This is a genomic window from Polaribacter sp. Z022 (assembly GCF_023555495.1).
GTDB lineage: Bacteria > Bacteroidota > Bacteroidia > Flavobacteriales > Flavobacteriaceae > Polaribacter.
In genome coordinates, this window is the sequence record NZ_JALCZO010000001.1 from 301,498 (window position 1) to 325,091 (window position 23,594).

The window sequence follows — 23,594 nt, forward strand, 5'->3', positions numbered from 1 at the left end:
CTTAAACTAAAATGTTAGGATATTGTTCTTTAACCTCATTTTTATTTTTATAATAAACTGTAGCTGTAGACCATAAAAACAGTACAAATACAACAAAAACGCCTAATTGAATACTATTATGAATTGGATTTAAAAGACCTTCTGAAGTTCTGAAAATTGTAATAGAGTTAAAAAGAATAACTGAATTGTTTATAATTTGAAACAAGCTATTATTCATATTTAAAGCTAAAAATTCTTCTTTCTCTTTCCTCTTTTTAAAGAACAAACTAAAGAAGAAAGCAATTATATATAAAAATCCTAAACCAGTTAAAATTTGAAAGAAAGTTTCTTTGTTTTCAAATAAATTCATCAATAAAAATAATAGATAAAATAGAGCAATAGAAACAATTATTTTAGGCAACTTAAAAAAAGTAATTAAGTGCTTTAAAGATTGTTTATAAAACTTTGTTTGAACAGCTTTTGTTTTTTCTTTTAGTAATTTACTAAAACCTCTATCAGAAAAATTTCTATGAATATTTTCAATTTCTCTTTTAAAATTTAAATCAGGATTTTCATCTAACTTTTCCTCCAAAATATTGGCAAAATGATCTACAATTTCTGTTCTAACATCATAGAATTTTATTCCACAAGAAAAGATGTAATTGTCTATTTGTAAAAGTTGCTCTTTTGTTAATTCCATAGTTTATGAAATTTTATATTTTTTGATAGCTTCTTTGTGTTTTTTGTAGAAATGAAAATAAGTATATGTAGAATAAATAAAACCTATTAAGATTGTAACTTGAATTGAGTCTAAAGTTCCATTTTTAGTAAGATAATCAAAATCAAATAAAAGAATTAATGCCATAATTAAATTTAAACTTTGCGTATTTAATATGAAACTATAGGTAGTTGATGTCTTGTTTTTTAATTTTAATATAAATAAAACTAAAAAAATAATAAAAGTGCAAATAGATGAAATTTGAAAAAATAGGTTAAGTCCGTTTTTTGCAGTTTCAGATAAAATATAACTTGATTTTTCTATAAAAAAATATGTAGCAATAAAGATTGGAAAAGGAATGAAAAACCAGTTTGAAAACCTCTTTTTTGCTTTTTCTAATACAATTTTAGGTACAGAAAACATAACTCCAAACATATAACTAGAAGAATGTTTTAAGTGTTTATTCCATTTAACTGTAACATTATTAAAAGCAGTTTCAAAATCTAATTTTTCTGTTTGCATTTTTTCTTCAATATCAGAAATAATATGATCCAATACTTCTAATCTAACATCTATAAAAGTAATATCTTTTACATTTAAATAATGCTCTACTTTTTGTATTTGTTCTTTTGTTAATTCCATAGCGTTAGTTTAACAAGTGTTTGTATTTTTCTAAGATGATTTTTCTTTTTTCTCTAATTACCATGTATGCAGCAAAACTATATATTACTGTAAATGAAGTATAAATTGTAAATAGAAAATTATTTGACATAATTAATTCTTCAACACCAAAAAACCCTGGTAAATGTATCATTAAATAACTAAGCCATATATCTGAACCTAAATATTTTACTTCATCCATTTTTCTTAGTTTCTTTTTATTTATCATTCCAAATAAAATTGAAATCAAAAAGACTATGCTTACTATAATTACAAAAGAACCCCAAAGCCATTTATCATTAAGATTTTCAACTAAAAAGTAAAAAAGAACAAATACCAAAAGCGTGAATGGCAACAATTTTGTTTCTGTAAAAAAACTAAAGAATTGTTTCCAAGTTTCTTTTCCGTACTTTTTTTGATGCCTATTTGCAGAATCAAATACAAATTTTCTAATAAATCCCATTTCATTAGATAAAAACTGAGATAAATTTCCGTTTTCTGTTGTAGCTTCGAAGTCAGAAATTAAATGATCTGTCAATTCAATTCTAGTTTCGTTAGTAATACTTGGGTATTTTCTTAATAAATAACCCTCTAAAAAAGCCAATTGCTTTTCTGTTATTTCATAGCGCTTTTCCATATTACTCCAAACTAAATTTAGGATTAACCAAATGCTGCATGGTTCTTAAAAACTCTTGCATTTCTTCCAACTTGTTGGCAGTTTCTTTTGTGCCAGATTCTGTTAATTTGTAATATTTTCTAAGTCGGTTTCCAACTTTTGCAACCTCTACATCTAACAAACCATCAGCTTCTAATTTGTGCAATGCAGGATACAAAGCACCTTCAGTTATTTTTAATTCGCCTTTGGTGAGTTCTTTTACTTTTTGTGTAATTTCATAACCATACATTTTATCATTAGTTTCTAATAATTTTAAAATAATAGTTTGCAAAGAACCTTTATATAATTTCTGATTTCCCATATTTATAATGTGTAATCTTTATTTGTATATACGTATAATTGTTTACACTGTCATTTCGAGTAATTTCGATTTTTCATCGAAATTGTATCGAGAAATCTTTAAGTTCTCGATACAAATTTTTCATTCTTCAAAATTCACTCGAACTGACATTTTACCTTATTTGTGTAAATCACACCAAATATACATAATTTTCTTATACATTAGATTCTTAGGCATTCGTTTATTTGATAAAAAAAATCCTGAGTTAAAACTCAGGATTGTAATTTTGTTATTTAAATTGCTTCGTAAAATTGCAACAAAAAATTATTTTGAAACCTTTAAAACTTCAGCAATAATACGTTCTAAATCTGCTTTTGGTAAAGCACCATTTGCCATTTGTGGTTCTCCTTCTACTGGGCAAAATAACATTGAAGGTATACTTCTAATTCCAAATGCTGCAGATAATTCTTGTTCTGCTTCTGTATCAATTTTATAAATATCTACCTTACCCTCATATTCTTCAGATAAAGTTTCTAGAACAGGAGCTAACATTTTACATGGTCCACACCAATCTGCATAAAAATCTATCAATGCAGGTTTATCTCCTTCAAATTTCCATTCTTTGTTTTCTTCAAAATTAAAAACCTTTTCTAAAAAAGTTTTCTTTGTTAAGTTTTCTGTCATGCGTTCTTTTAATTTTATACAAATGTAGTCGTTTTTAAACACCTTAAATTACATTGTATCAACAATATGAAACCGAAAACGTTAAAAACTGTTAAAATACTGACAATATGTTAAATAACTTCTAATTTTGGTAGCATCTCAAACACAATCAAACATGAAAAATAAATTAATCTTACCTATTTTAATGGCAAGTGCTATTTTAGTCTCTTGTAAAGAAGAAATGAAACAAAGAAATATAGAAATGACTTATCCTGAAACTGTAAAAAAACCAGTTATTGATACACTTTTCGGAACCGAAGTTGTAGATAATTACAGATGGTTAGAAGACGATAGAAGCAAAGAAACAGAAGATTGGGTAAAAGCAGAAAATGCAGTTACTTTCGATTATTTGAGTAAAATTCCATACAGAGAACAATTAAAATCTCGTTTGTCAGAATTATGGAATTACGAAAAAGTAGGTAGACCTTTTAAAGAAGGAGATTGCACGTATTTTTATAAAAATAATGGTTTGCAAAACCAATATGTAGTTTACAGAAAAAAAGGAGATTCTGATGCTGAAGTTTTTTTAGATCCTAACACTTTTTCTGAAGACGGAACAACATCTTTAGGTTCTTTAAGTTTTTCTGAAGATGGTAAAACTGCTGCGTATGCAATTTCTGAAGGTGGTTCTGATTGGAGAAAAATTATTGTTATGGATGCAGAATCTAAATTAATTAAAGAAGATACTTTGGTTGATGTAAAATTCTCAGGAATTTCTTGGTACAAAAACGAAGGTTTCTACTATTCTAGTTACGATAAACCAAAAGGAAGTGAGTTGTCTGCAAAAACAGATCAACACAAATTATACTATCATAAATTAGGAACATCACAAAAAGAAGATGCTGTTATTTTTGGAGCAAAAGCTTCAGAAAAGCACAGATATGTTGGTGGTTATGTTACAGAAGATAATAAGTACTTAGTTATTACTGCATCAGTTTCTACATCAGGAAACAAACTATTTATCAAAGATTTAGAAGCTAAAAACAGCAAATTAGTTACGGTTTTAGATCATGTTAAAAGTGATACATATGTAACTAAAAACAAAGGAAGTAAATTGTATTTAGTAACCAATTTAGATGCTCCAAATAAAAAGGTAGTTACAGTAGATTTTAAAAATCCAACACAAGAAAACTGGAAAGACCTTATACCAGAAACAGAAAATGTTTTAAGTTTAAGTTCTGGTGCAGGATATTTCTTTGCAGAATATATGGTGGATGCAGTTTCTAAAGTATTACAATACGATTTTGAAGGAAAATTAATTAGAGAAGTAAAATTACCAGGTGTAGGTTCTTCTGGTGGTTTTGGAGGAAAAAAAGATTCTAAAGAACTGTATTTTTCTTTCACAAATTATAGTACTCCTGGTTCTTTATACAAATTCAACCCAAAAGATGGAACGTATGAATCTTATTGGAAACCAGCAGTAGATTTTAATTCTGATGCTTATACAAGCAAACAAGTTTTTTACACATCTAAAGACGGTACAAAAGTACCAATGATTATTACCCATAAAAAAGGTGTAGAATTAAATGGTAAAAATCCAACTATTTTATATGGTTATGGAGGTTTCAACATCAGTTTAACCCCAAGTTTTAGTATTGCAAACGCAGTTTGGATGGAACAAGGTGGTGTGTATGCAGTTCCTAATTTAAGAGGTGGAGGAGAATATGGAAAAAAATGGCACATTGCAGGAACTCAATTAAAAAAACAAAATGTTTTTGACGATTTTATTGCAGCAGCAGAATATTTAATTGAAAATAAATACACTTCTTCAGAATATTTAGCAATTCGTGGAGGTTCTAATGGAGGACTTTTAGTTGGTGCAACAATGACACAAAGACCTGAATTAATGAAAGTTGCATTACCAGCAGTGGGAGTTTTAGATATGTTACGTTACCACACTTTTACTGCAGGAGCAGGTTGGGCATATGATTATGGAACAGCAAATGACAGCAAAGAAATGTTCGATTATTTAAAAGGATATTCGCCAGTTCACAATGTAAAAGAAGGTGTAAAATACCCAGCAACAATGGTAACTACAGGAGATCATGATGATAGAGTTGTACCAGCACACAGTTTTAAATTTGCAGCAGAATTACAAGCAAAACAAACGGGTAGCAATCCTACTTTAATAAGAATAGAAACCAATGCAGGTCATGGAGCAGGAACGCCTGTTGCAAAAACTATTGAGCAGTATTCAGATATTTTTGGGTTTACATTATTCAACATGGGCTTTGATCAATTGCCAAATCCACCAAAAAATAAAATTAAATCTTAAGTAGATTTTTTTAATAAATTCTAAAACCGATACAATTTTGTGTCGGTTTTTTTTGGGCGTTACCACAAGGGTCACGCTTTCACTACTCGCTGTTTCATTCTTCAACGAGCTCAAACAAACCGTTCAATCGTTAACGCAGGCAAATTTGTAAGCTAATTGTTAGTTCTAGAGTTTTTTTACATTTCAAAAAAAATAGTATCGATAACAATTTCAAAATAGAAAACCTATTTTTGCAGCATGTTAAAAGTAAACAACATTTCTTTTCAATATCACAAAGACAAAGCTGTTTTAAACGATTTTAGTTTTTCTTTACAAGAAGGAGAACATCTTTGTGTAATGGGAGAAAGTGGTTGTGGAAAATCTACACTTTTAAAAGCAATTTATGGTTTGGTAGATATAAACAAAGGAGAAATTCTTTGGAATAATGAAACTATTTTAGGACCTAAAGATCAGTTAGTTCCAGGTTTTGAAAACTTTAAATATGTTGCCCAAGATTTCGATTTAATGCCTTACATTTCTGTATCAGAAAACATTAAAAAATTCTTATCTCGTTTTTACCCAGAAGAAAGTGAAACTAGAACCCAAGAGCTTTTAGAAGTTATAGAAATGAAAGCTTTTGCTAACACCAAAGTTAAAAACCTAAGTGGAGGTCAAAAACAACGAGTTGCAATTGCCAGAGCTTTGGCAAAAGAACCTCAATTATTGTTGTTAGATGAACCTTTTGGACAAATAGATAACTTTAAGAAAAACTCTTTACGTAGAAATTTATTTAGCTATTTAAAAGAAAAAAATATTGCTTGTATTGTGGCTACTCACGATAAAAATGATGCGCTTTCTTTTGCTGATTCTTTGATTGTAATTCGGAATCATAAAATATTAGCAAATGATACCCCAAAAGCAATTTATAACAATCCAACAGAAAAATACATAGCAGCTTTATTTGATGATGTAAATGAAATAACCATCAATAATAAAACAGTTTTGTTATATCCACATCAAATTACTGTTGTAGAAAATTCAGATTTAGAAGCAACTGTTTTAAACACTTATTTTAAAGGTTCTTATTGGTTAATAGAAGCAGAGTTTGAGAATCAAAAAGTATTTTTTAATCATACATCAGAAATACAAAAAAGTGCTAAAATTTATTTACAATTATTGTTATAAATTACCCTTGACATTTCGAATGAAGAGAAACGTAATTGAGAAATCTCATTATAGCAATATTATATAGATTTCTCCACAAGGTCGAAATGACAAACTGAATGTCATTTTGAGTGAAACGTAGTGTAGTCGAATAATCTTATCAATGAAACCTCAAATAGATTTCTCCATAAAGTCGAAATGACAAAAAAGAAGAAAAAATATACACCTTGTCATTTCGAACGAAATAAAATGAAGTTTAGAAATCTCTTTCTTTTAATTATAAGATAAAAAACTGAATGTCTTTTTGAGAGAAACAGAGATTTTTTTGTCATTTCGAACGGAGTAAAACATAGCTGAGAAATCTCACATGTTATTAATTTAGATTTCTCCACAAGGTCGAAATGACATACTGAATGTCATTTCGAATGAAACGCAGTGGAATTGAGAAATCTTATTCTTTTAGATCAATAGGCTTCTCCATAAAGTCGAAATAACAAAGTATGTGTCATTTTGAGCAAAGTGAAACGTAGTCAAAAAATCTAATTTTAACCTTAAATCTCATCATTTAAAAAATCCCAATTTGGATTTTTAGTAGCAATCAAAAAATCTTTTTTCTTTCTATTCCATTTTTTTAATTGTTTCTCTCTACTAATTGCAGTTTCAATATCTTGATAATGTTCAAAATAAACTAAATACCTACAATTGTATTTATGAGAAAAATGTTTAGAATTTGCCTCAGGATTTGAATGGTAATACAACCTTTCTTTTAGACTATTTGTCACACCAATATATAAAACCGTTTTACTTTTATTGGTAATTATATAAATGTAATAATTATGGTTACCTAAGGTCTTTTTCATTGAACTAATATAAGATTTAGATTGTCATTTTAATGAACTAGAATGTCGTTGAGATTTCTCCACAAGGTCGAAATAACAAACTGAATGTCATTTTGAGCGAAACGTAGTGTAGTCGAAAAATCTTATCAATAAAACCTCAAATAGATTTCTCAATAAAGTCTTAATAACAAAAAAGAAGAAAAAATATACACCTTGTCATTTCGAACCAAATAAAATGAAGTTTAGAAATCTCTTTCTTTTAATTATAAGATAAAAAACTGAATGTCTTTTTGAGAGAAACAGAGCTTTTTTTGTCATTTCGAACGGAGTAAAACGTAGCTGAGAAATCTCACATGCTGTTAATTTAGATTTCTCCACAAGGTCGAAATGACAAACTGAATGTTATTTCGAATGAAACGTAGTGGAATTGAGAAATCTCAATAAAAAAAACGCTAAAATTCAGTTGAAAATTAGCGCTCTTTCTTAATTTATATACTTTTTATTTTACTTCAAACTTAGAAGAAGCTTCTCCAATTTTAATAATGTATTTTCCTTTAGGTAAATAATACACATCATTTTTAGCTTTCTTAATATCAGTATCTTTATTTGCTTTCTTGTATGCTTTTAATCCTTTTTTAGAAAAAGAAACATCAAAAATAGCTTCATTAAAACCTTTATCTGCATCTATAGAAAATGAGTTTACTTTTGTATCATCAGAAAAAATATCAACTGTTACTTTTTTAGTATCATTTGCATAAAAAGGAATATTTAATTCTGGTGTATTTGCTTTTAACCATTTACTCCAAGAACTTCCCCAAGAACCTCTTTTTCTAATAGAATTAATTGTAAAAATTTCTATTTTATTATGCTTTTTAATTCCTTTAGTAAATTCTTGTATAGCCCCAATATTTGCTTTGTACAAGCTACGTCCATGTGTACCAACAATTAAATGTTTTGCAGTGGGTTGAATCACCAAATCATGCACAGCAACATTTGGTAAATTCTTGCTAAAAGCTTCCCAAGAAGTTCCATAATCAAAAGAAACAAACAAACCATTATCTGTACCTAAATACAATACATTTTCGTTTTCAGAATCTTCTCTTATAACGTTTACAGAAGATGTTGGTATGTTACTACTAATGCTTTTCCATGTTTGTCCATAATCATCAGAAACAAAAACATAAGGTGTAAAATCATCAAAACGATATCCGTTTAAAGTTACATACACACGTTCTTTTTTAAATTTAGAAGCAATGACTCTAGATACCCATAAATTTTTAGGAAAGGAGTTAGAAATTTGCGTCCAACTACCTCCTCCGTTTTTAGAAACATGCACCAAACCATCATCAGAACCTGTGTATAATAATCCAAATTGAAACGGACTTTCAGAAATAGAAGTTAATGTTCCGTAAGCAACATTTCCTTTTTTTCCTCCAGTGGTTAAATCTTCTGAAATTGTTTCCCAATCATCACCTTTATTTAAAGAACGGTGTAATTTATTACCTCCTAAATATAAAATATCTTGATTATGTTTAGATAAAAGAATAGGAGTTTGCCAGTTAAAACGATATGGGTTTTCTCCTAAAGTGTGTTTAGGCTGAATGTATTTGTTTCTGCCTTTTTCTCTATCAATTCTAAAGTAATTTCCAAATTGATAACCTGTATACACAATATTTGGGTTTCTATCATCAACTTGAACTTGCATTCCATCTCCACCCATAATTGACTCATATGGATTTTGACCAGTTTGTTTCCAACGTTTGTCTATTCTAGCATTATGGTTTGCAACCCAAACACCATTGTCTTGTAAACCACCATATACTTTATAGTTTTTTTGATTGTCTGCATACACAGCATAAAACTGACCTACAGCAGGGGCGTTTAACTTAATCCAGTTTTCTCCATCATCGTAAGAAATGTTTAAACCACCATCATTACCATCAATTAAATGACCTTGTTTTTTAGGATTTACCCACAATGCTTGATGATCTGCATGTACATTTTCTCTACTGATAGACTTGAAAGTTTTTCCTCCATCTTTAGATTTTAAGATTGGAACTCCTAAAACATAAATTCCGTTTTCATCTTGTGGATCTACTCTAATTTCACCAAAATAATATCCATAAGAATAATACAAATCATCTAAATAACCTTCATGGGTTTTTTTCCAAGATTTACCTCCATTAGTAGTTTTAAAAACTTCAGCACCAACAACAGGTGTATCAAATAACATAGAATTTGCATCTTCTAAATATTTTGCCAAATCAATTGGTTTTACGTTTCCAGAACGTACCATTTGTTTTACATTTTCTGCTCTATATTTTTCTTGAAATCCGTTTGTTTTTAAATAGGTATTTAACTTTTTATCTGTTAATTTTAAAAACTCACCTGTAGACATGGTTTTAAAATCTTCTTTAGTTAAAGCATTAGAAGTTTTCTTTTTCTTAGTGTCTTTTCTTCTAAACTGACTGTCATGAAAAGCATATACTGTATTTTCATTAAAAACTGCTAATCCAATTCTACCAACACCATTACCTGTTGGGAAACCGCTTTTATCAGCAATTTTTGTCCAAGAATTACCTGCATCTGTACTTTTATAAATAGCAGAATTACTTCCATCTCCATCAAAATTCCAAGCTTTACGTTCTCTTTCCCAAGAGGCAGCATACATAGTGTTAAAGTTTTCTGGTGCAAAAGCAACATCAATAATACCTGTATCTTTATTTATAAAAAGTGATTTTGTCCAAGTTTTTCCACCATCTGTAGTTTTAAAAACTCCTCTTTCATCATTTGAAGAATATAAATGACCAATAACTCCAACAACAACTTCGTTTGTATTGTTTGGATTAATTAAAATTCTACTAATATGATGAGAATCTGGCAAACCAACATTGGTCCAAGTTTTTCCTTTATCTGTAGATTTTAACATTCCAATTCCTGCATAAGAAGAACGAGATGAATTCTTTTCTCCAGTACCTACCCAAATGGTTCCCGTTTTCCAATCTACTGCAATATCTCCAATATTTTGAGTTGAAGAATTGTCTAAAACTGGTGTAAAAGTAGTTCCGTTATTATTTGTATACCACAATCCTCCAGAAGCGTAACCCACATAAAATTCTGTTGTATTATCTGGGTTTACAGCCATATCTACAACACGTCCACTCATAACTGTTGGTCCAATATTTGTAAACTCTATATTCTTTACCAAAGAAGTGCTCATCATTTGAGATTTCTGTTGTAGAGATTGTTGAATTACATCAGCACTTGTTGCATTTTGAGCAATGACTGTTGCTGAAAAAGATAAGAATAGAAACTTAAAAATAAACTTCATAATTAGTAAGGTTTGGTTTGAATTGTTGAAATTACCAATAGTATTAACAATAACAAAAAAATTAACATAAATTGGGAAATAGCATAAGTACCCTCTTCTATTTAAAACAACGTATCTTTGCTGCAGAAATAACTACATAAAGTTGATTTCTTAAAAGATTTCTATGACATTTTCAGATTTAGGTTTATCCCAAGCATTGGTAAAAGCAGTTGAGGAAAAAGGATATACCAAACCATCTCCAATACAAGAAAAAGCAATTCCACATATTTTAGAAGGCAAAGATATTTTAGCATCTGCCCAAACAGGAACAGGAAAAACAGCAGGTTTTACTTTACCTGTTTTGCAATATTTATCAGAAACAAAACACCCAAAATACAGACCTTTACGTGCATTGGTTTTAACACCAACAAGAGAATTGGCTGCTCAGGTTTATGATAATGTTAGAGAATACAGTAAATATGTAAACATAAAACCGGCTGTAGTTTTTGGTGGTGTAAAACCAGCTTCTCAAATTGCTACTTTACGTAGAGGTGTAGATATTTTAGTAGCAACACCAGGTAGATTGTTAGATTTACATGCTCAAAAAGCAGTTTCTTTTAAAAGAGTAGATGTTTTAATTTTAGATGAAGCAGACAGAATGTTAGACATGGGTTTTGTTAGAGATATCAATAAAATCATCAGTTTTATGCCTGCAAAACGTCAGAACTTACTTTTTTCTGCAACGTTTTCTAAAGAAATTAAAAAATTAGCTTCTGGTATTTTAAGAAACCCTGTTGAAGTTGAAACTGCAAGACAAAACTCTACCGCAAAAAAAGTAACTCACAAAGTTTTTAAAGTTGATAAAAAGAAAAAAACTGAGGTTACAGTTAAGTTGATAAAAGACAATAATTGGAATCAGGTTTTAATTTTTACAAGAACAAAACATGGTGCTAACAGATTGACAAAAAACTTACTGAAAGCAAAAATTTCTGCAGCAGCTATTCACGGAAATAAAAGTCAGGCAGCAAGAACCAAAGCACTTAAAAACTTTAAAGACAACTCAATTAGAATTTTAGTAGCTACAGATATTGCAGCACGTGGTTTAGACATTCCTTTATTACCTCATGTAATTAATTACGAGTTACCAAATGTACCAGAAGATTATGTGCATAGAATTGGTAGAACAGGTAGGGCTGGAGCTGCAGGAGAAGCAATTTCTTTGGTTTGTAGTGAAGAAACTGAATATCAAAATGAAATTGAAAAGCTTTTAAAAGAAAAGTTAGAAACTAAAATTATTGAAGGTTTTGAACCTACAGATACTGCTCCTCCAAAAAGAGCAGCAACACAAAGCAAAAGTTCTTTTGGTAAAAAGAAAAAGAAAACAAATGCTAATGCTCAGAACAATTCTACCGATAATTCTAAAAAGAATAAACCTAAAAGAAAACCTCATTTTAAGGGGAAAAAACCTGCAAACACTTCTGGAAGAGGAAGAACAGGAGCTCCAAAAAAGAAACGTTTTTAAGGTCATTTTTTATTGATAATTTTATCGTTACATTTGTTTTTATAAATTCAAATACAGATGAAATATCAACCTATAAATTCAGCACTTTTTATAAAAAATAGAAAAAATTTTGCTTCAGCAATGAAGCCTAATAGTTTGGCTATTTTTAACTCTAATGACATTTATCCAATAAGTGCAGATAGTACAATGCCTTTTGAGCAGCACAGAGATATATTATATTTAAGTGGTGTAGATCAAGAAGAAAGTGTGTTGTTTCTTTTTCCTGATTGTCCTAATGAAGCTTACAGAGAAATTTTATTTGTAAGAGAAACAAATGAACATATTGCAATTTGGGAAGGAGAAAAATTAACAAAAGAAGCAGCTTTTAAAACAAGTGGAATTAAAACAGTTTTTTGGTTACAAGACTTAGAAAAAGTTTTATTCGAACTTTCTACATATTGCGATACTTTTTACATCAATACAAATGAACATTACAGAGCAAATGTAGAAACCGAAACTAGAGAAGACCGTTTTACAAAATGGTTATTGGCTAAATATCCTGCACATTCTGTAGCTAAAAGTAATCCTATTTTACAAAGATTACGTTCTGTAAAAGATCAAATTGAGATCGATTTAATTCAACATGCATGTAATATTACCGAAAAAGGATTTAGAAGAATTTTACCTTTTATAAAACCTGGTGTTTGGGAATATGAAATTGAAGCAGAATTATTACATGAGTTTGTAAGAAATAGATCTAAAGGATTTGCATATACACCCATTATTGCTTCAGGAAATAACGCAAATGTTTTACATTATATAGAAAACAATCAGCAATGTAAAGCTGGCGATTTAATTTTATTTGATATTGCTGCAGAATATGCTAATTATAAAAGTGATTTATCTAGAACTGTACCAGTTTCAGGTAAATTTACAGACAGACAAAAAGCAGTTTATAATGCAGTAAATAGAGTTAAAAAAGAAGCTACAAAAATATTAGCTCCTGGTGTTTTATGGAAAGAATATCATGTAGAAGTTGGTAATGTTATGACTTCTGAATTGTTAGGTTTAGGCTTATTAGACAAAGCAGATGTGCAAAATGAAGATAAAAATTGGCCAGCATATAAAAAGTATTTTATGCACGGAACTTCACATCATATGGGATTAGATACACATGATTATGGTTTGTTACATGAGCCTATGAAAGCAAATATGGTGTTTACAGTAGAACCAGGTATTTATATTCCAGATGAAGGTTTTGGTATTCGTTTAGAAGATGATGTTGTAGTACAAGAAAAAGGAGAACCCTTTAATTTAATGGGAAACATACCTATTGAAGCAGAAGAAATTGAAGATTTAATGAATTAAAAATTAAATTCATAAAAAAAAAAGACGAGTCTTAGACTCGTCTTTTTACTTTATATAAATAAATATTATCTATTTAATCTTCCTGTAGTATTACCTGCTAAAATGTTTAATACATCGTCTTCATTTGCATAATTTACATCGCCCATATACGTATGTTTAATTGCACAAGCTGCACTACCAAACTCCATAGCTTTATAATCGTCAAATTTTTGTAAACCATGAATTATACCAGCTGCATAAGCATCTCCAGTACCAATTCTATCTACAATATGAGTAATATCTAAATCTTCTGTTTCTCTAAACTCAACACCATTCCACATTCTAGATCTTATTTTGTGCCAAGAAGCATTTACAGAAGTTCTAATTTTATCAAAAACTTTAGTAATGCTTGGAAACTCTTTTATTAATGATTTACTCGCTTCAATAAAATCTTCATTAGAATAACTGTAATTAGTACCTAAAACTTCATTTATTTCATTAACACCTCCTATAAATACGTTAGAATAGCTTAATAAATCTCTTAAAACCTCTTTTGGATTACCACCCCATTGCCATAAACCACTTCTGTAAGTAGGATCTGCAGAGATTTCTAACCCTTTTTTTTGTGCAAGAATTAATCCTTCTTTTAATGTTTCATATCCACCTTCACAAAGAGCAGGAGTTATACCTGTCCAATGAAACCATTTTCCTTTTTTTAATGAGTTTCCCCAATCTACCATTTCTGGTTTTATTTCCGAGAAAGAAGAATGAGATCTATTATAAGAAATAGAACTTGGTCTCATAACAGCACCTACTTCTAAAAAGTAAACACCTAAAGGTCTTTTAGATCTAACAATAGCAGAAGTACTTACATCAAATTTTCTTAGATAAGAAATTGCTGTATCTCCAATAAAATCATCAGAAATACATGAAATGTGTTTTACATCTCCACCAAAATTTGCAATAGAAATACCTACATTTAGTTCTGTTCCTCCAAAATAAAATTCTACATTGTTAGATTGGATAAACTTTTTATTTCCACGTGGTGAAATTCGCATTAAAACTTCTCCGAACGTAATTATCTGATTCATAATAAAAACTTTTATAAAGCAAAGATAGTTCAAAAAAATGAAAATTGGTTAACCAATTTAATTATTAAAATACTATTATTTTAAAGATGTAATAAAACGTATTGTTTGGTTGTTAAAAGTATCTGGTTGCTCAACATTTACAACATGTCCGCAATTATCTATTATATAAAGAGAAGAGGTTATATGTTTAGAAACAATATTTTTTATAGAAGGTAAAAATAAATGGTCTTCTGCACCCATTATATACAAAGTAGGTATTTTAATATCTTTTGCTCTAAAAAAACGTAATAAAGGGTTTATTTCTGAAGTTAATTTAAACCACCTTAAAAATTCTTTTTGGTATAGTTTTTTTGCTTCGTTTACAAATAATGATCTTGATTTTTTATGATTTCTTTTAGGCATTATTATAAAAGCAAATAACTTATAAAGAAGCATATAAGGCACTACAGATTTAAAAATATTACCAACTTTCATTAATACTTGAGATCTAAAATTTAATTTAATTATGGCTCCACCCATAATCATACTTTGTACTAAATCTGTTTTCTTTTCAGCTAAATTTCTAATTAAAATTGTACCCAAAGAAATACCAATAAAATGCGATTTTTCTATTTTTAAATGCTCAATAACCTCAACTATATCATTGGTTATTGAATCAAAAGTATATTTAGGATTAAATGTGTCTTTTAAGGTAGGTTTACTATCTCCATGACCACGTAAATCTAAAATTAACACATTAAAGTGCTTTTTAAAATCTCTAACCTGTTTGTACCAAATAGAACTACTACCTCCTGCTCCATGAACAAAGGTTACCCATTCTTTTGAGGTTGTATGCGAATAAGAATAATAGTTTAACAAAGAATTTGGTTAGGTTTATATTATAAAACGATGGGCAAAAATAGTATAATTTAATTTGATGTTATTTTTCTTTCTTTTTAAAGTTATTTATAATTGATTTAAAATACGTTAGCTCTTTTAATACTTTTCAATTTTTTGTAAATTGCATGTATGGAGAATACAACATCAAAAAAAGAAAAGAAGAAGAAATTTAATTACGAAGAAGAGCTTGTAAAACTACATACAGAATTGGTTAATTTACAAGAATGGGTAAAAAAAGCGGGGTTAAAAGTTGTTATTATTTTTGAAGGTAGAGACGCCTCTGGAAAAGGAGGAACAATTAAACGTTTTACAGAGCCTCTAAACCCTAGAGTTTGTAAAGTTGTAGCTCTAGGTGTACCTACAGAAAAAGAAAAAACACAATGGTATTTTCAACGCTATGTGCCCTATTTACCTGCTGCAGGAGAAATTGTTTTGTTTGATAGAAGTTGGTATAACAGAGCAGGTGTAGAAAAAGTTATGGGTTTTTGTACAGAAGATGAACACAATGAATTTTTACGTTCTTGCCCAGAGTTTGAACGCATGTTAGTAAGATCTGGAACCATTGTTTTAAAATACTGGTTTTCTGTAAGTGACGAAGAACAAGAAAGACGCTTTAAAAACAGAATATCTAATCCATTAAAAAGATGGAAATTTAGCCCTATGGATTTAGAATCTCGTTCACGTTGGATGGAATATTCTAAAGCAAAAGATCAAATGTTTGCACATACAGACACAAAACAAGTGCCTTGGTTTGTTGTAAATGCAGATAATAAAAAGAAAGCTCGCTTAAATTGTATCAGTCATATTTTAAGTAAAATTCCTTACGAAAAAGTAAATTTAGAACCTATTGAGTTACCTCCTTTACCTGAAGATAAAGGCTATGTAAGACCTCCTTTAGATTATCAAACTTTTGTACCAGAAAAGTTTTAAAAATACATTTTATATAGAATAATAAAGGCGAACAGAAATGTTCGTCTTTTTTATTTTATCTCTAGTTTGTAACCAACACCATGAATGTTGGTTAGTTTAATATTTTTATCTTCTTGTAGTTTTTTTCTTAGTTTAGAAATATATGTATCTAAACTTCTACCCACAAAAACGCCATTATCTTCCCAAACTTTTTTGGTAAGTTCTTCTCTTTTTATTGTTTGATTAGGATTAGCTACAAAAATTTCTAAAAGTTCACATTCTTTTTTAGAAAGCGGAATTTCGGATGCTTTTTTAACCAGTTTATTTTGTTCTGGATAAAATTGAAAACTTCCTAAAACTGTATGGTTTTTAGTACTTTCTTCTTCAACTTTATCATTTTCTTGATTGTTAAAAAAAAGCCTGTAAAGTATTCCTAAAATTAAAGGTATAAAAATGTACAAAAGCCAAGAATTATTGGATGATGATTTTTTTAAAAACCTAAGTTCTATTTGATAACAGTTAATTGGCAACTCTCTTCCTGCACAAGGAATAATAGTTTGTTCTTCTAATTCATTAATTTCATAACTATAAGCTACTTCTTTGTCTAAACATCTTATAACCTCTACTCTATAATTAGTAGAAAGTGAGCTTTTATTAAAAACCGATTTAACAATGTTAACAAGAATATTTGGTTGAAAAGAAAGCTCTTTTTCAAAAGATATAGCATATTTATTTACGGTAATTTCTTTAATTGGTAAGACTAAAGAAGTTGAATCTTTTTGAGCTAACAATAATTGATTTCCAACTTCACGTAAAGCAACTTTTACTTTTTCAGAAAAATCTTCGGTTTCATTTTTTGATGATGAAAAATTTAAAAAACCAAAAACAGTAATTGCTAAAAGTAAAACTCTAAAAACATTCTTTTTGTTCATATAAATACAAATAACTAACAAATCCATCAATTTTTACAACTGTTGACACTTCTTTTACATTTTTTTGACACTTTTTTTCTCTTCTAGAAATAGTTTTACTGAAAATTATAATCATCACTAAAACAATAATTATGAAAAAATTTATGCTTTGTATTACTGCATTTCTAATGTTTAATATTGCTCAATCTCAAGAAAAACTAACCATTAACACCCAAAAAAGTTCTATTAAATGGATTGGAGAATACACCTTCTATTTTGGTGGTCATGATGGATTTATCAACTTTAAAGAAGGATATTTTATAAAAACTAATGATGTAATTACTGGTGGCGAATTTATAATAGATATGAATTCTATTACAAATACAGATATTGAAAACAAAAAAGCAAATAATGGTTTGGTGAATCATTTAAAAGACCCAGACTTTTTTGATGTAAATAAATATCCTTTAGCTAAATTGGTAATTACAAATACTGAGTATTTTGAAGATAAAACCATGAGAATTCATGCAAATCTTACGTTAAAAGGAATTACTAAACCTATTAAATTTAATGCAACTCCAAACTATCAAGATAAAACTTTAAAAACAAGATTTAAAATTGATAGAAGAGAATGGAATGTTAGCTACAAAAGTAAAGTAAAAAATAGCGCAATTTCTGATGCTATTGGTTTTGAAGTTTCTCTAAAATTATAAGACTATGAAAAAAACACTATTTGTAATTACTTTGTTCTTTACTGTTTTTGTCTTTGGACAAAAAAACGAATTCAACTTAATAAAATTAGACTCTACTTGGGGGCAAGAAGTATTACGTTTCCCTGCAAGAGACATGAATTATATTGGTGTTGGAGAAGTGCGTTTTCCTCCCAAAGGATGGATTAAACCAGAACACACTTTTTTCTGGTCTTACACCTATGCTTGGAGCATAAACGTAAATAGAAAAATACCTGAAAGTGAACTAGAACTAGATTTAGAAAAATACTTTAACAGTTTAAATAGAGTTGATGTAAATGATAAAACAGACAACCGAAAAACATCTGCAACCATAACTAAAATAAAAAGGAAAAAAAGAACAACTTATTATGAAGGAAAAGTACATACTTATGATCGTTTTGCAACAAATAAACGATTTACATTAAACGTAAAAATTGAAAGTAATTTTTGTAAAAAGACAGAAAAAACAGTGCTTTTATTCACTTTTTCTCCAAAAGAATTTACACATAAAGTTTGGAAAACTTTAAACAAAATAGAATTAGAAAGAGGGATTTGTAATTAAAAAAAGGGCGAACATTTCTGTTCGCCCAATCATTTGAATTAATAAAATTATTCAACTATTAATGTGTATTGTGGTGTTGGATTTAAAGGACAGAAATACACATACTCTCCTTTTTTTAAGACTACTTTGTTAGACGTTTGTTTTGTATTGTTTTTTACTTGTTCCTTTACGTAAGCATTTTTTATATGCGCTTTAACATCTGCTTTTGGAGCTAAAACAAAACCTATGTTATGACCAACATTATTGTTAGAAATTTCGAAGATATATGCACCTTCAGATAAGGTAATTTGTTTTTGAGTAAACTCGCCTTTTGTTTGCTCTAAAGAAACTGTTTTTACTTCTTGTGCATTTGTATTAAATGCAAAACCTAATACGATTACTACTACTGCTATTAATTTTTTCATGATTACTTTGTTTTTAATTGATATTATTTTGTCTTTTCTATCTAAGTAGATAAATTTTATTAAACTGTTGCTAATTCTAAAGTTTGTGCTACTGGAAAATCTACAGGAACTTCTGTTGTTTTATGAAAATAGTTTGTAATAGTAATTTCTCCAACCAATAAAATTGCATCTGCAATACTTCCTTTTGTGTAACCTGCTGCATATAGATTTTCTACTGTTTCTTGTGTTGCTGCTCCTCTGTTTATTGCTACACTTTTAGCAAATTTTGCCAAAGCATCTAATTTCGAATCAAAAGATGCTTTACCCGTTCTTAATTCTAAGGTTTGATCTTCTGTAAAACCATTCATTTTACCAATTGCAGTATGAGCAGATAAACAATATACACACTCATTAACTTGACTTACTGCTAAGTTGATTACTTCTTTTTCTTTGGCAGAAAAACTTGTTTTTCCTTGTCCTATTGCTAAAAAGTTACCCAAAGCAGTTTCACTATGTGCAAGTGCTGCATATAAATTTGGTACAAAACCTAATCCTTTTTCTAATTGATTAAAAATTGCTTGGTTATTTTCTGATACTTCGTTTTTTGTTGGTACGTTAAATGTGCTCATAATTTACTTTGTGCTGAATTTAGTTCAGCATCTTATTTATTTTATTATTAATTATTGTGTTTAAAATTGTTTTTAAGTTGTCATTTTGAGCGTAGTCGAAATGACAAGTTGTTATTTGCATTCGCAAAGTTGTTGTTCTGGGTTTTGCTCATCATAAGTTTGGTAACCCCAACAGTTAGGACATTGTGTGTTTTCTATTGTTTTCATATTGTTGTTTTTGTTTGATACTGCAAAGATGCAACCAACATTGACCTTTAAAATTGGACAAAAGTTCCTTTGATTTGGACAGTGGTTTTTTCTTTATTTTAACCTATCTATTTTATCTCTTAAGTTTTTCTCTGTAATTAAACCTGTATGCTTTTCTACTGCTTTTCCATCTTTTATAAAAACTAATGTTGGTATGTTTCTAATTCCGAATTTTGCTGCAAGTTCTTGGTTGTTATCTACATTTATTTTTTTGATAGCAACATGGTCTTTTAACTCATCTGCTAATTTGTGAATTGTAGGTAACAATGTTCTACAGGGTCCACACCAATCTGCATAAAAGTCTAATAAAACATTGTTGTTATTTTCTATAACATTGCTAAAGTCTGTTTGATTTATTTGTATTTCCATTTTTGTGTTTGTTTTAATTACACTGCAAAGATGCAACCAACATATACCTCTAAAAATGGACAAAAGTTCTTACTGTTTGGACATTGAAAAAAATTGGCAAAAATGCACGCGTGAAGGATTGAAACGACATCCTTTTTAAATATCTCTTCGAACGCAGTTAAGAAGTAGTTATTTAAAAAGATACAGTGAAAAGCCTGACCTGAAAGGGCACGCAAAAAAAGAAAAACGAGTTTAATAGTCTTTTTTAAACTGTAATGGAGATTTAGAAATTGCTTTGGTAAAGAAGCGTGTAAAATAAGCAGGATCGTTAAAACCGAGCTCGAAAGCTATTTCTTTTACAGTTTTATCTGTGTAAATCAGTAGCCTTTTTGCTTCTAAAAGAATGCGACTTTTAATAAAATCGGAAGGTGTTTTGGCTCCTAATTTTTGAAAATGTTTGGTAATAGATTTAGGCGAAAGTGCTAGCCTTTTTGCATAATCGGATACAGAATGTAGTGTTCTAAAATTTTGCTCTACCAACAAACTAAAATCTTTAAACAACCTTGTTTCTGTGTCTTCTTTTATAATGTGATTTTCTTTCTTAACACGAACTGCATTGATAATAAATTGTTTTAAGTATGCCTGCAACATATCATATTGTGCAGTTTCGTTTTGCTGAAATTCTTCTATTAAACTTTCTAAAATAAAGTTGAGTTTTGCAGTTTCTTTTTGGCAAGGTTTTACAAACGGAGTTTCGTAAATATTATTAAACAAAATTCCATTACAAGCTACTTCTGCATCATGTGTTTGTATGCAATAAAAATCTCTTACAAAGGTTAGTTTATAGGCGGTTTTTATTTGCTCTGAATCTACTGTAAATACTTGCCCTGGAGATAAAAAGAACAATACATTGTCATTAAATGTGTAACTTTCAAAATCGATGTTATAGGTTCCTGTTCCTTCTTGAATCCAATAAATAGAATAGGCATTTTGTTGTACTGAATGATCTATTGTACATGCTTTCTCAAACTGAACTGTACTTACCGAAAAAGTTTCTTTAAAAGAGTATTTTGTAATGTCTTGAACCGCCATTTCATTGTTTTGTTTGTGGTTGGTCGTAAAAAGTTATTAAACCTTATTTCTTTTTAAAACTAAGAAGACTTATCAATGTTTTTTCAATACTTTTATCTTTTCCAAAATTTATTTAAAAATGAAAAACAGCGTATTTATTGCTACAAGTTTAGATGGTTTTATTGCCGATAAAAATGGCAATATAGATTGGTTACATAAAATACCAAACCCTAATAATGATGATTTAGGTTATATAGCTTTTACTAATTCTATTGATGCTATTGTTATGGGTAGAACTACTTTTGAAACTGTTTGTGGTTTTGATATAGATTGGCCTTATACCAAACCTGTTTTTGTATTAAGTACAACATTAACTAAAGTGCCCGAAAATTTAAAAGACAAAGTGTTTTTAATTAATGGAACCTTAACAGAGGTTTTAAAAAGTATACACAAAAAAGGGTATCAAAAACTTTATATAGATGGAGGTAAAACCATTCAGAGTTTTTTAAAAGAAGATTTAATTGACGAATTAATAATTACCACAATTCCGATAGTTTTAGGAGGTGGTTTTCGTTTATTTGGAGATTTACCTAAAGAACTAAATTTAGAATTGGTAGCTTCCAAAACATTTTTAAACCAATTACAACAAACACATTACAGAAGAAAAAAATTACTATAAAAAACTATAAAACAGCTTCTTAAAATTTAAAAAACATTATTTACCAAACTGAATTACTTGAGTTATCTCACGGTTTTCAGTGATATAAAAATTTCACGGTTTTTGGGGATTGACAACTACTTTTTGTTTTGTTAACTTCACATAAAAATAAATCCCCCTATTTAAAATGTGGACAATCAAAGAAAATAATGAAACCAGACAATTTTTTGTAATAGAGCCCTCTTTTTATGATGTAATGAATCCTTGTGACGATTTTACAATGAAATGTTTAGAAGTTTTAAGAAGAAAATTGCCTGCTCATTTTACAGACTTTCCTAATGGCTGTAAATTTGGACTTATTAGGTATGCAGATTTTTTAGAAAACAAATATCCAGCAATAGGTATTACTTGTAATTCTATAGAAGATCATAAGAAAATTCCAGATTTTATAGATTTAATTAATGAAGTTGAAATATTAATTAACAAGATAGGCTTAATAAATATTAAAAAAGAAGCTGAAAAAATAGAGACAATAGGATGGGAAAAATTAAATTCTATTGGTTGGTATTTTGAAGATTAAAAAACAAAAAAGCGAAAACTATAAAGTTTTCGCTTTTTTATATAAATTGCTATTATTCTTAATTATCGTTTAAAGCATTCCAACCTTGTGCTTTTAAAGCTATTTCTTGGTTTGCTCTTGTTACTAAATTTAACCCTTGGTTTTCTGCAACTATATGACCAACTATAGAAAAATTTGGATTCCCTTTTATTTTATCAAAATCTGAAATTGGCACCGTAAATAAAAGTTCGTAATCTTCTCCTCCACTTAAAGCTACCATTGTAGAATCTAATTCAAATTCTTCACAAGCAGAAATTACTTGAGGATCTAAAGGCAATTTATCTTCATAAACTTTACAACCTACTTTACTTTGAGTACAAATATGAAAAAGCTCTGATGAAAGTCCGTCAGAAATATCAATCATAGAAGTTGGTTTTACTTCTAGTTCTTTTAATAACCCAGAAACATCTTTACGAGCTTCTGGTTTTAATTGACGTTCAATTAAATAGGTATAATTATCTAAATCTGGTTGATTATTTGGATCTACTTTAAATACTTGTTTCTCTCTTTCTAAAACTTGTAATCCTAAATAAGCAGCACCTAAATCTCCAGAAACCACAATTAAATCAGTTTCTTTAGCACCATTTCTATAAATTACTTCTTCTTTTTCTGCCTTACCAATAGCGGTTACAGAAATTAAAATTCCTTTCGTAGAAGAAGTTGTATCTCCTCCAACCAAATCTACTTTATAAGTTTCACTAGCCAACTGAATACCTGCATACAATTCTTCAATTGCTTCTAATGGAAACCTATTAGAAACAGCAATAGATACAGTTATTTGTTCTGCAACTCCATTCATTGCATAAACATCAGATAAGTTAACCATAACAGCTTTATAACCTAAATGCTTTAAAGGCATATAACTTAAATCGAAATGAACACCTTCTACCAACAAATCTGTAGTAACTAAAGTTTGTTTTTCTGAAGCATCTATAACTGCAGCATCATCTCCAACAGCTTTAACTGTTGTAGCTTTTTCTACCTTAAAATATTTAGTAATATGATTTATTAAACCAAACTCACCAAGTTCAGCTAACGATGTTTTTTGTGTATTTTTATCTTCTAACATACTGCAAAGATAGGTACATTCTAAAAAACCACAGAAC

24 protein-coding genes are annotated in these 23,594 nt (G+C 29.0%); 9 read left to right on the top strand and 15 right to left on the bottom strand.

From position 1 onward, the window contains the following. Position 1: 1 nt before the first annotated feature. From MPF13_RS01305 to trxA (MPF13_RS01325), 5 genes are all read right to left on the bottom strand, one after another. Entirely contained in the window at positions 2-679 is a 678-nt protein-coding gene (locus MPF13_RS01305; RefSeq protein WP_249980467.1) for a hypothetical protein, read from the bottom strand. A gap of 3 nt (positions 680-682) precedes the next feature. After that, positions 683-1,339 carry a hypothetical protein gene (locus MPF13_RS01310; protein ID WP_249980468.1) on the bottom strand — a complete coding sequence of 219 codons (657 nt, stop codon included), beginning with the start codon at positions 1,337-1,339 and terminating at the stop codon, positions 683-685. Positions 1,340-1,343: 4 nt separating this feature from the next. Continuing rightward, positions 1,344-1,994 (bottom strand): hypothetical protein, encoded by a 651-nt coding sequence (locus MPF13_RS01315; RefSeq protein WP_249980470.1) that lies wholly within the window; start codon positions 1,992-1,994, stop codon positions 1,344-1,346. A gap of 1 nt (position 1,995) precedes the next feature. Further along, positions 1,996-2,334 carry a PadR family transcriptional regulator gene (locus tag MPF13_RS01320; RefSeq protein ID WP_249980471.1) on the bottom strand — a complete coding sequence of 113 codons (339 nt, stop codon included), beginning with the start codon at positions 2,332-2,334 and terminating at the stop codon, positions 1,996-1,998. A 303-nt stretch (positions 2,335-2,637) separates the two neighbouring features. Beyond that, positions 2,638-2,997 (bottom strand): thioredoxin, encoded by a 360-nt coding sequence (gene trxA, locus MPF13_RS01325; protein ID WP_249980473.1) that lies wholly within the window; start codon positions 2,995-2,997, stop codon positions 2,638-2,640. A 154-nt stretch (positions 2,998-3,151) separates the two neighbouring features. Here trxA (MPF13_RS01325) and MPF13_RS01330 point away from each other — a divergent pair, with 154 nt between their 5' ends. Beyond that, a complete protein-coding gene (locus MPF13_RS01330; RefSeq protein ID WP_249980475.1) occupies positions 3,152-5,311 on the top strand; it encodes a prolyl oligopeptidase family serine peptidase in 2,160 nt (719 codons plus the stop codon). Positions 5,312-5,548: 237 nt separating this feature from the next. After that, positions 5,549-6,475 carry an ABC transporter ATP-binding protein gene (locus MPF13_RS01335; RefSeq protein ID WP_249980476.1) on the top strand — a complete coding sequence of 309 codons (927 nt, stop codon included), beginning with the start codon at positions 5,549-5,551 and terminating at the stop codon, positions 6,473-6,475. A 530-nt stretch (positions 6,476-7,005) separates the two neighbouring features. Here the strand turns inward: MPF13_RS01335 and MPF13_RS01340 are convergent. Next, positions 7,006-7,314, bottom strand: a complete 309-nt coding sequence (locus tag MPF13_RS01340; protein WP_249980478.1) for a GIY-YIG nuclease family protein — start codon at positions 7,312-7,314, stop codon at positions 7,006-7,008. A 478-nt stretch (positions 7,315-7,792) separates the two neighbouring features. Further along, positions 7,793-10,624, bottom strand: a complete 2,832-nt coding sequence (locus tag MPF13_RS01345; protein WP_249980479.1) for a VPS10 domain-containing protein — start codon at positions 10,622-10,624, stop codon at positions 7,793-7,795. Between the two features lie 163 nt (positions 10,625-10,787). On the opposite strand from MPF13_RS01345, the gene MPF13_RS01350 reads away from it, so the two are divergent. Next, positions 10,788-12,125 carry a DEAD/DEAH box helicase gene (locus tag MPF13_RS01350; RefSeq protein ID WP_249980480.1) on the top strand — a complete coding sequence of 446 codons (1,338 nt, stop codon included), beginning with the start codon at positions 10,788-10,790 and terminating at the stop codon, positions 12,123-12,125. A gap of 57 nt (positions 12,126-12,182) precedes the next feature. Continuing rightward, positions 12,183-13,472 carry an aminopeptidase P family protein gene (locus MPF13_RS01355; protein WP_249980482.1) on the top strand — a complete coding sequence of 430 codons (1,290 nt, stop codon included), beginning with the start codon at positions 12,183-12,185 and terminating at the stop codon, positions 13,470-13,472. Between the two features lie 65 nt (positions 13,473-13,537). On the opposite strand, the gene MPF13_RS01360 is transcribed toward MPF13_RS01355, so the two are convergent. Both MPF13_RS01360 and MPF13_RS01365 read right to left on the bottom strand, forming a co-directional pair. Then, positions 13,538-14,542 (bottom strand): sugar kinase, encoded by a 1,005-nt coding sequence (locus tag MPF13_RS01360; RefSeq protein ID WP_249980484.1) that lies wholly within the window; start codon positions 14,540-14,542, stop codon positions 13,538-13,540. Positions 14,543-14,617: 75 nt separating this feature from the next. Then, a complete protein-coding gene (locus tag MPF13_RS01365; protein WP_249980486.1) occupies positions 14,618-15,400 on the bottom strand; it encodes an alpha/beta fold hydrolase in 783 nt (260 codons plus the stop codon). A 150-nt stretch (positions 15,401-15,550) separates the two neighbouring features. On the opposite strand from MPF13_RS01365, the gene ppk2 reads away from it, so the two are divergent. Continuing rightward, the gene (ppk2, locus tag MPF13_RS01370; protein WP_249980487.1) at positions 15,551-16,351 is read left to right on the top strand and encodes a polyphosphate kinase 2; all 801 of its coding nucleotides are present in this window, start codon (positions 15,551-15,553) and stop codon (positions 16,349-16,351) included. Positions 16,352-16,401: 50 nt separating this feature from the next. Here the strand turns inward: ppk2 and MPF13_RS01375 are convergent, their stop codons facing one another. Next, positions 16,402-17,262, bottom strand: a complete 861-nt coding sequence (locus MPF13_RS01375) for a winged helix-turn-helix domain-containing protein (RefSeq protein WP_249980489.1) — start codon at positions 17,260-17,262, stop codon at positions 16,402-16,404. Positions 17,263-17,393: 131 nt separating this feature from the next. Between MPF13_RS01375 and MPF13_RS01380 the strand changes: the two genes are divergently transcribed. Next, positions 17,394-17,954 (top strand): YceI family protein, encoded by a 561-nt coding sequence (locus tag MPF13_RS01380; protein ID WP_249980491.1) that lies wholly within the window; start codon positions 17,394-17,396, stop codon positions 17,952-17,954. Positions 17,955-17,958: 4 nt separating this feature from the next. Then, a complete protein-coding gene (locus tag MPF13_RS01385) occupies positions 17,959-18,534 on the top strand; it encodes a hypothetical protein (protein WP_249980492.1) in 576 nt (191 codons plus the stop codon). Between the two features lie 47 nt (positions 18,535-18,581). Here the strand turns inward: MPF13_RS01385 and MPF13_RS01390 are convergent, their stop codons facing one another. The 4 genes from MPF13_RS01390 to MPF13_RS01405 all read right to left on the bottom strand — a co-directional run bounded on the left by MPF13_RS01390 (position 18,582) and on the right by MPF13_RS01405 (position 21,232). Continuing rightward, positions 18,582-18,938, bottom strand: a complete 357-nt coding sequence (locus tag MPF13_RS01390) for a cupredoxin domain-containing protein (protein WP_249980494.1) — start codon at positions 18,936-18,938, stop codon at positions 18,582-18,584. Between the two features lie 59 nt (positions 18,939-18,997). Next, complete coding sequence (locus MPF13_RS01395) at positions 18,998-19,546, bottom strand: carboxymuconolactone decarboxylase family protein (protein ID WP_249980496.1); 549 nt, start codon at positions 19,544-19,546, stop codon at positions 18,998-19,000. Between the two features lie 300 nt (positions 19,547-19,846). Further along, positions 19,847-20,161 carry a thioredoxin gene (gene trxA / locus MPF13_RS01400; protein ID WP_249980498.1) on the bottom strand — a complete coding sequence of 105 codons (315 nt, stop codon included), beginning with the start codon at positions 20,159-20,161 and terminating at the stop codon, positions 19,847-19,849. Between the two features lie 231 nt (positions 20,162-20,392). Continuing rightward, positions 20,393-21,232, bottom strand: coding sequence for a helix-turn-helix domain-containing protein (locus tag MPF13_RS01405; protein WP_249980499.1), 840 nt, complete (start codon positions 21,230-21,232; stop codon positions 20,393-20,395). A gap of 118 nt (positions 21,233-21,350) precedes the next feature. On the opposite strand from MPF13_RS01405, the gene MPF13_RS01410 reads away from it, so the two are divergent. Together MPF13_RS01410 and MPF13_RS01415 are read left to right on the top strand one after the other, a co-directional pair. Continuing rightward, positions 21,351-21,890 (top strand): dihydrofolate reductase family protein, encoded by a 540-nt coding sequence (locus tag MPF13_RS01410; protein WP_249980501.1) that lies wholly within the window; start codon positions 21,351-21,353, stop codon positions 21,888-21,890. A 166-nt stretch (positions 21,891-22,056) separates the two neighbouring features. Next, positions 22,057-22,449 carry a hypothetical protein gene (locus MPF13_RS01415; RefSeq protein WP_249980503.1) on the top strand — a complete coding sequence of 131 codons (393 nt, stop codon included), beginning with the start codon at positions 22,057-22,059 and terminating at the stop codon, positions 22,447-22,449. Positions 22,450-22,507: 58 nt separating this feature from the next. On the opposite strand, the gene thiL is transcribed toward MPF13_RS01415, so the two are convergent. Then, a complete protein-coding gene (gene thiL / locus MPF13_RS01420) occupies positions 22,508-23,557 on the bottom strand; it encodes a thiamine-phosphate kinase (RefSeq protein ID WP_249980504.1) in 1,050 nt (349 codons plus the stop codon). Positions 23,558-23,594: the final 37 nt, after the last annotated feature.

Coding starts and splice junctions, on each gene's coding strand:
- MPF13_RS01305 (WP_249980467.1), bottom strand. CDS start 679: ATGGAATTAACAAAAGAGCAACTTTTACAAATAGACAATTACATCTTT.
- MPF13_RS01310 (WP_249980468.1), bottom strand. CDS start 1,339: ATGGAATTAACAAAAGAACAAATACAAAAAGTAGAGCATTATTTAAAT.
- MPF13_RS01315 (WP_249980470.1), bottom strand. CDS start 1,994: ATGGAAAAGCGCTATGAAATAACAGAAAAGCAATTGGCTTTTTTAGAG.
- MPF13_RS01320 (WP_249980471.1), bottom strand. CDS start 2,334: ATGGGAAATCAGAAATTATATAAAGGTTCTTTGCAAACTATTATTTTA.
- trxA (WP_249980473.1), bottom strand. CDS start 2,997: ATGACAGAAAACTTAACAAAGAAAACTTTTTTAGAAAAGGTTTTTAAT.
- MPF13_RS01330 (WP_249980475.1), top strand. CDS start 3,152: ATGAAAAATAAATTAATCTTACCTATTTTAATGGCAAGTGCTATTTTA.
- MPF13_RS01335 (WP_249980476.1), top strand. CDS start 5,549: ATGTTAAAAGTAAACAACATTTCTTTTCAATATCACAAAGACAAAGCT.
- MPF13_RS01340 (WP_249980478.1), bottom strand. CDS start 7,314: ATGAAAAAGACCTTAGGTAACCATAATTATTACATTTATATAATTACC.
- MPF13_RS01345 (WP_249980479.1), bottom strand. CDS start 10,624: ATGAAGTTTATTTTTAAGTTTCTATTCTTATCTTTTTCAGCAACAGTC.
- MPF13_RS01350 (WP_249980480.1), top strand. CDS start 10,788: ATGACATTTTCAGATTTAGGTTTATCCCAAGCATTGGTAAAAGCAGTT.
- MPF13_RS01355 (WP_249980482.1), top strand. CDS start 12,183: ATGAAATATCAACCTATAAATTCAGCACTTTTTATAAAAAATAGAAAA.
- MPF13_RS01360 (WP_249980484.1), bottom strand. CDS start 14,542: ATGAATCAGATAATTACGTTCGGAGAAGTTTTAATGCGAATTTCACCA.
- ppk2 (WP_249980487.1), top strand. CDS start 15,551: ATGGAGAATACAACATCAAAAAAAGAAAAGAAGAAGAAATTTAATTAC.
- MPF13_RS01375 (WP_249980489.1), bottom strand. CDS start 17,262: ATGAACAAAAAGAATGTTTTTAGAGTTTTACTTTTAGCAATTACTGTT.
- MPF13_RS01380 (WP_249980491.1), top strand. CDS start 17,394: ATGAAAAAATTTATGCTTTGTATTACTGCATTTCTAATGTTTAATATT.
- MPF13_RS01385 (WP_249980492.1), top strand. CDS start 17,959: ATGAAAAAAACACTATTTGTAATTACTTTGTTCTTTACTGTTTTTGTC.
- MPF13_RS01390 (WP_249980494.1), bottom strand. CDS start 18,938: ATGAAAAAATTAATAGCAGTAGTAGTAATCGTATTAGGTTTTGCATTT.
- MPF13_RS01395 (WP_249980496.1), bottom strand. CDS start 19,546: ATGAGCACATTTAACGTACCAACAAAAAACGAAGTATCAGAAAATAAC.
- trxA (WP_249980498.1), bottom strand. CDS start 20,161: ATGGAAATACAAATAAATCAAACAGACTTTAGCAATGTTATAGAAAAT.
- MPF13_RS01405 (WP_249980499.1), bottom strand. CDS start 21,232: ATGGCGGTTCAAGACATTACAAAATACTCTTTTAAAGAAACTTTTTCG.
- MPF13_RS01410 (WP_249980501.1), top strand. CDS start 21,351: ATGAAAAACAGCGTATTTATTGCTACAAGTTTAGATGGTTTTATTGCC.
- MPF13_RS01415 (WP_249980503.1), top strand. CDS start 22,057: ATGTGGACAATCAAAGAAAATAATGAAACCAGACAATTTTTTGTAATA.
- thiL (WP_249980504.1), bottom strand. CDS start 23,557: ATGTTAGAAGATAAAAATACACAAAAAACATCGTTAGCTGAACTTGGT.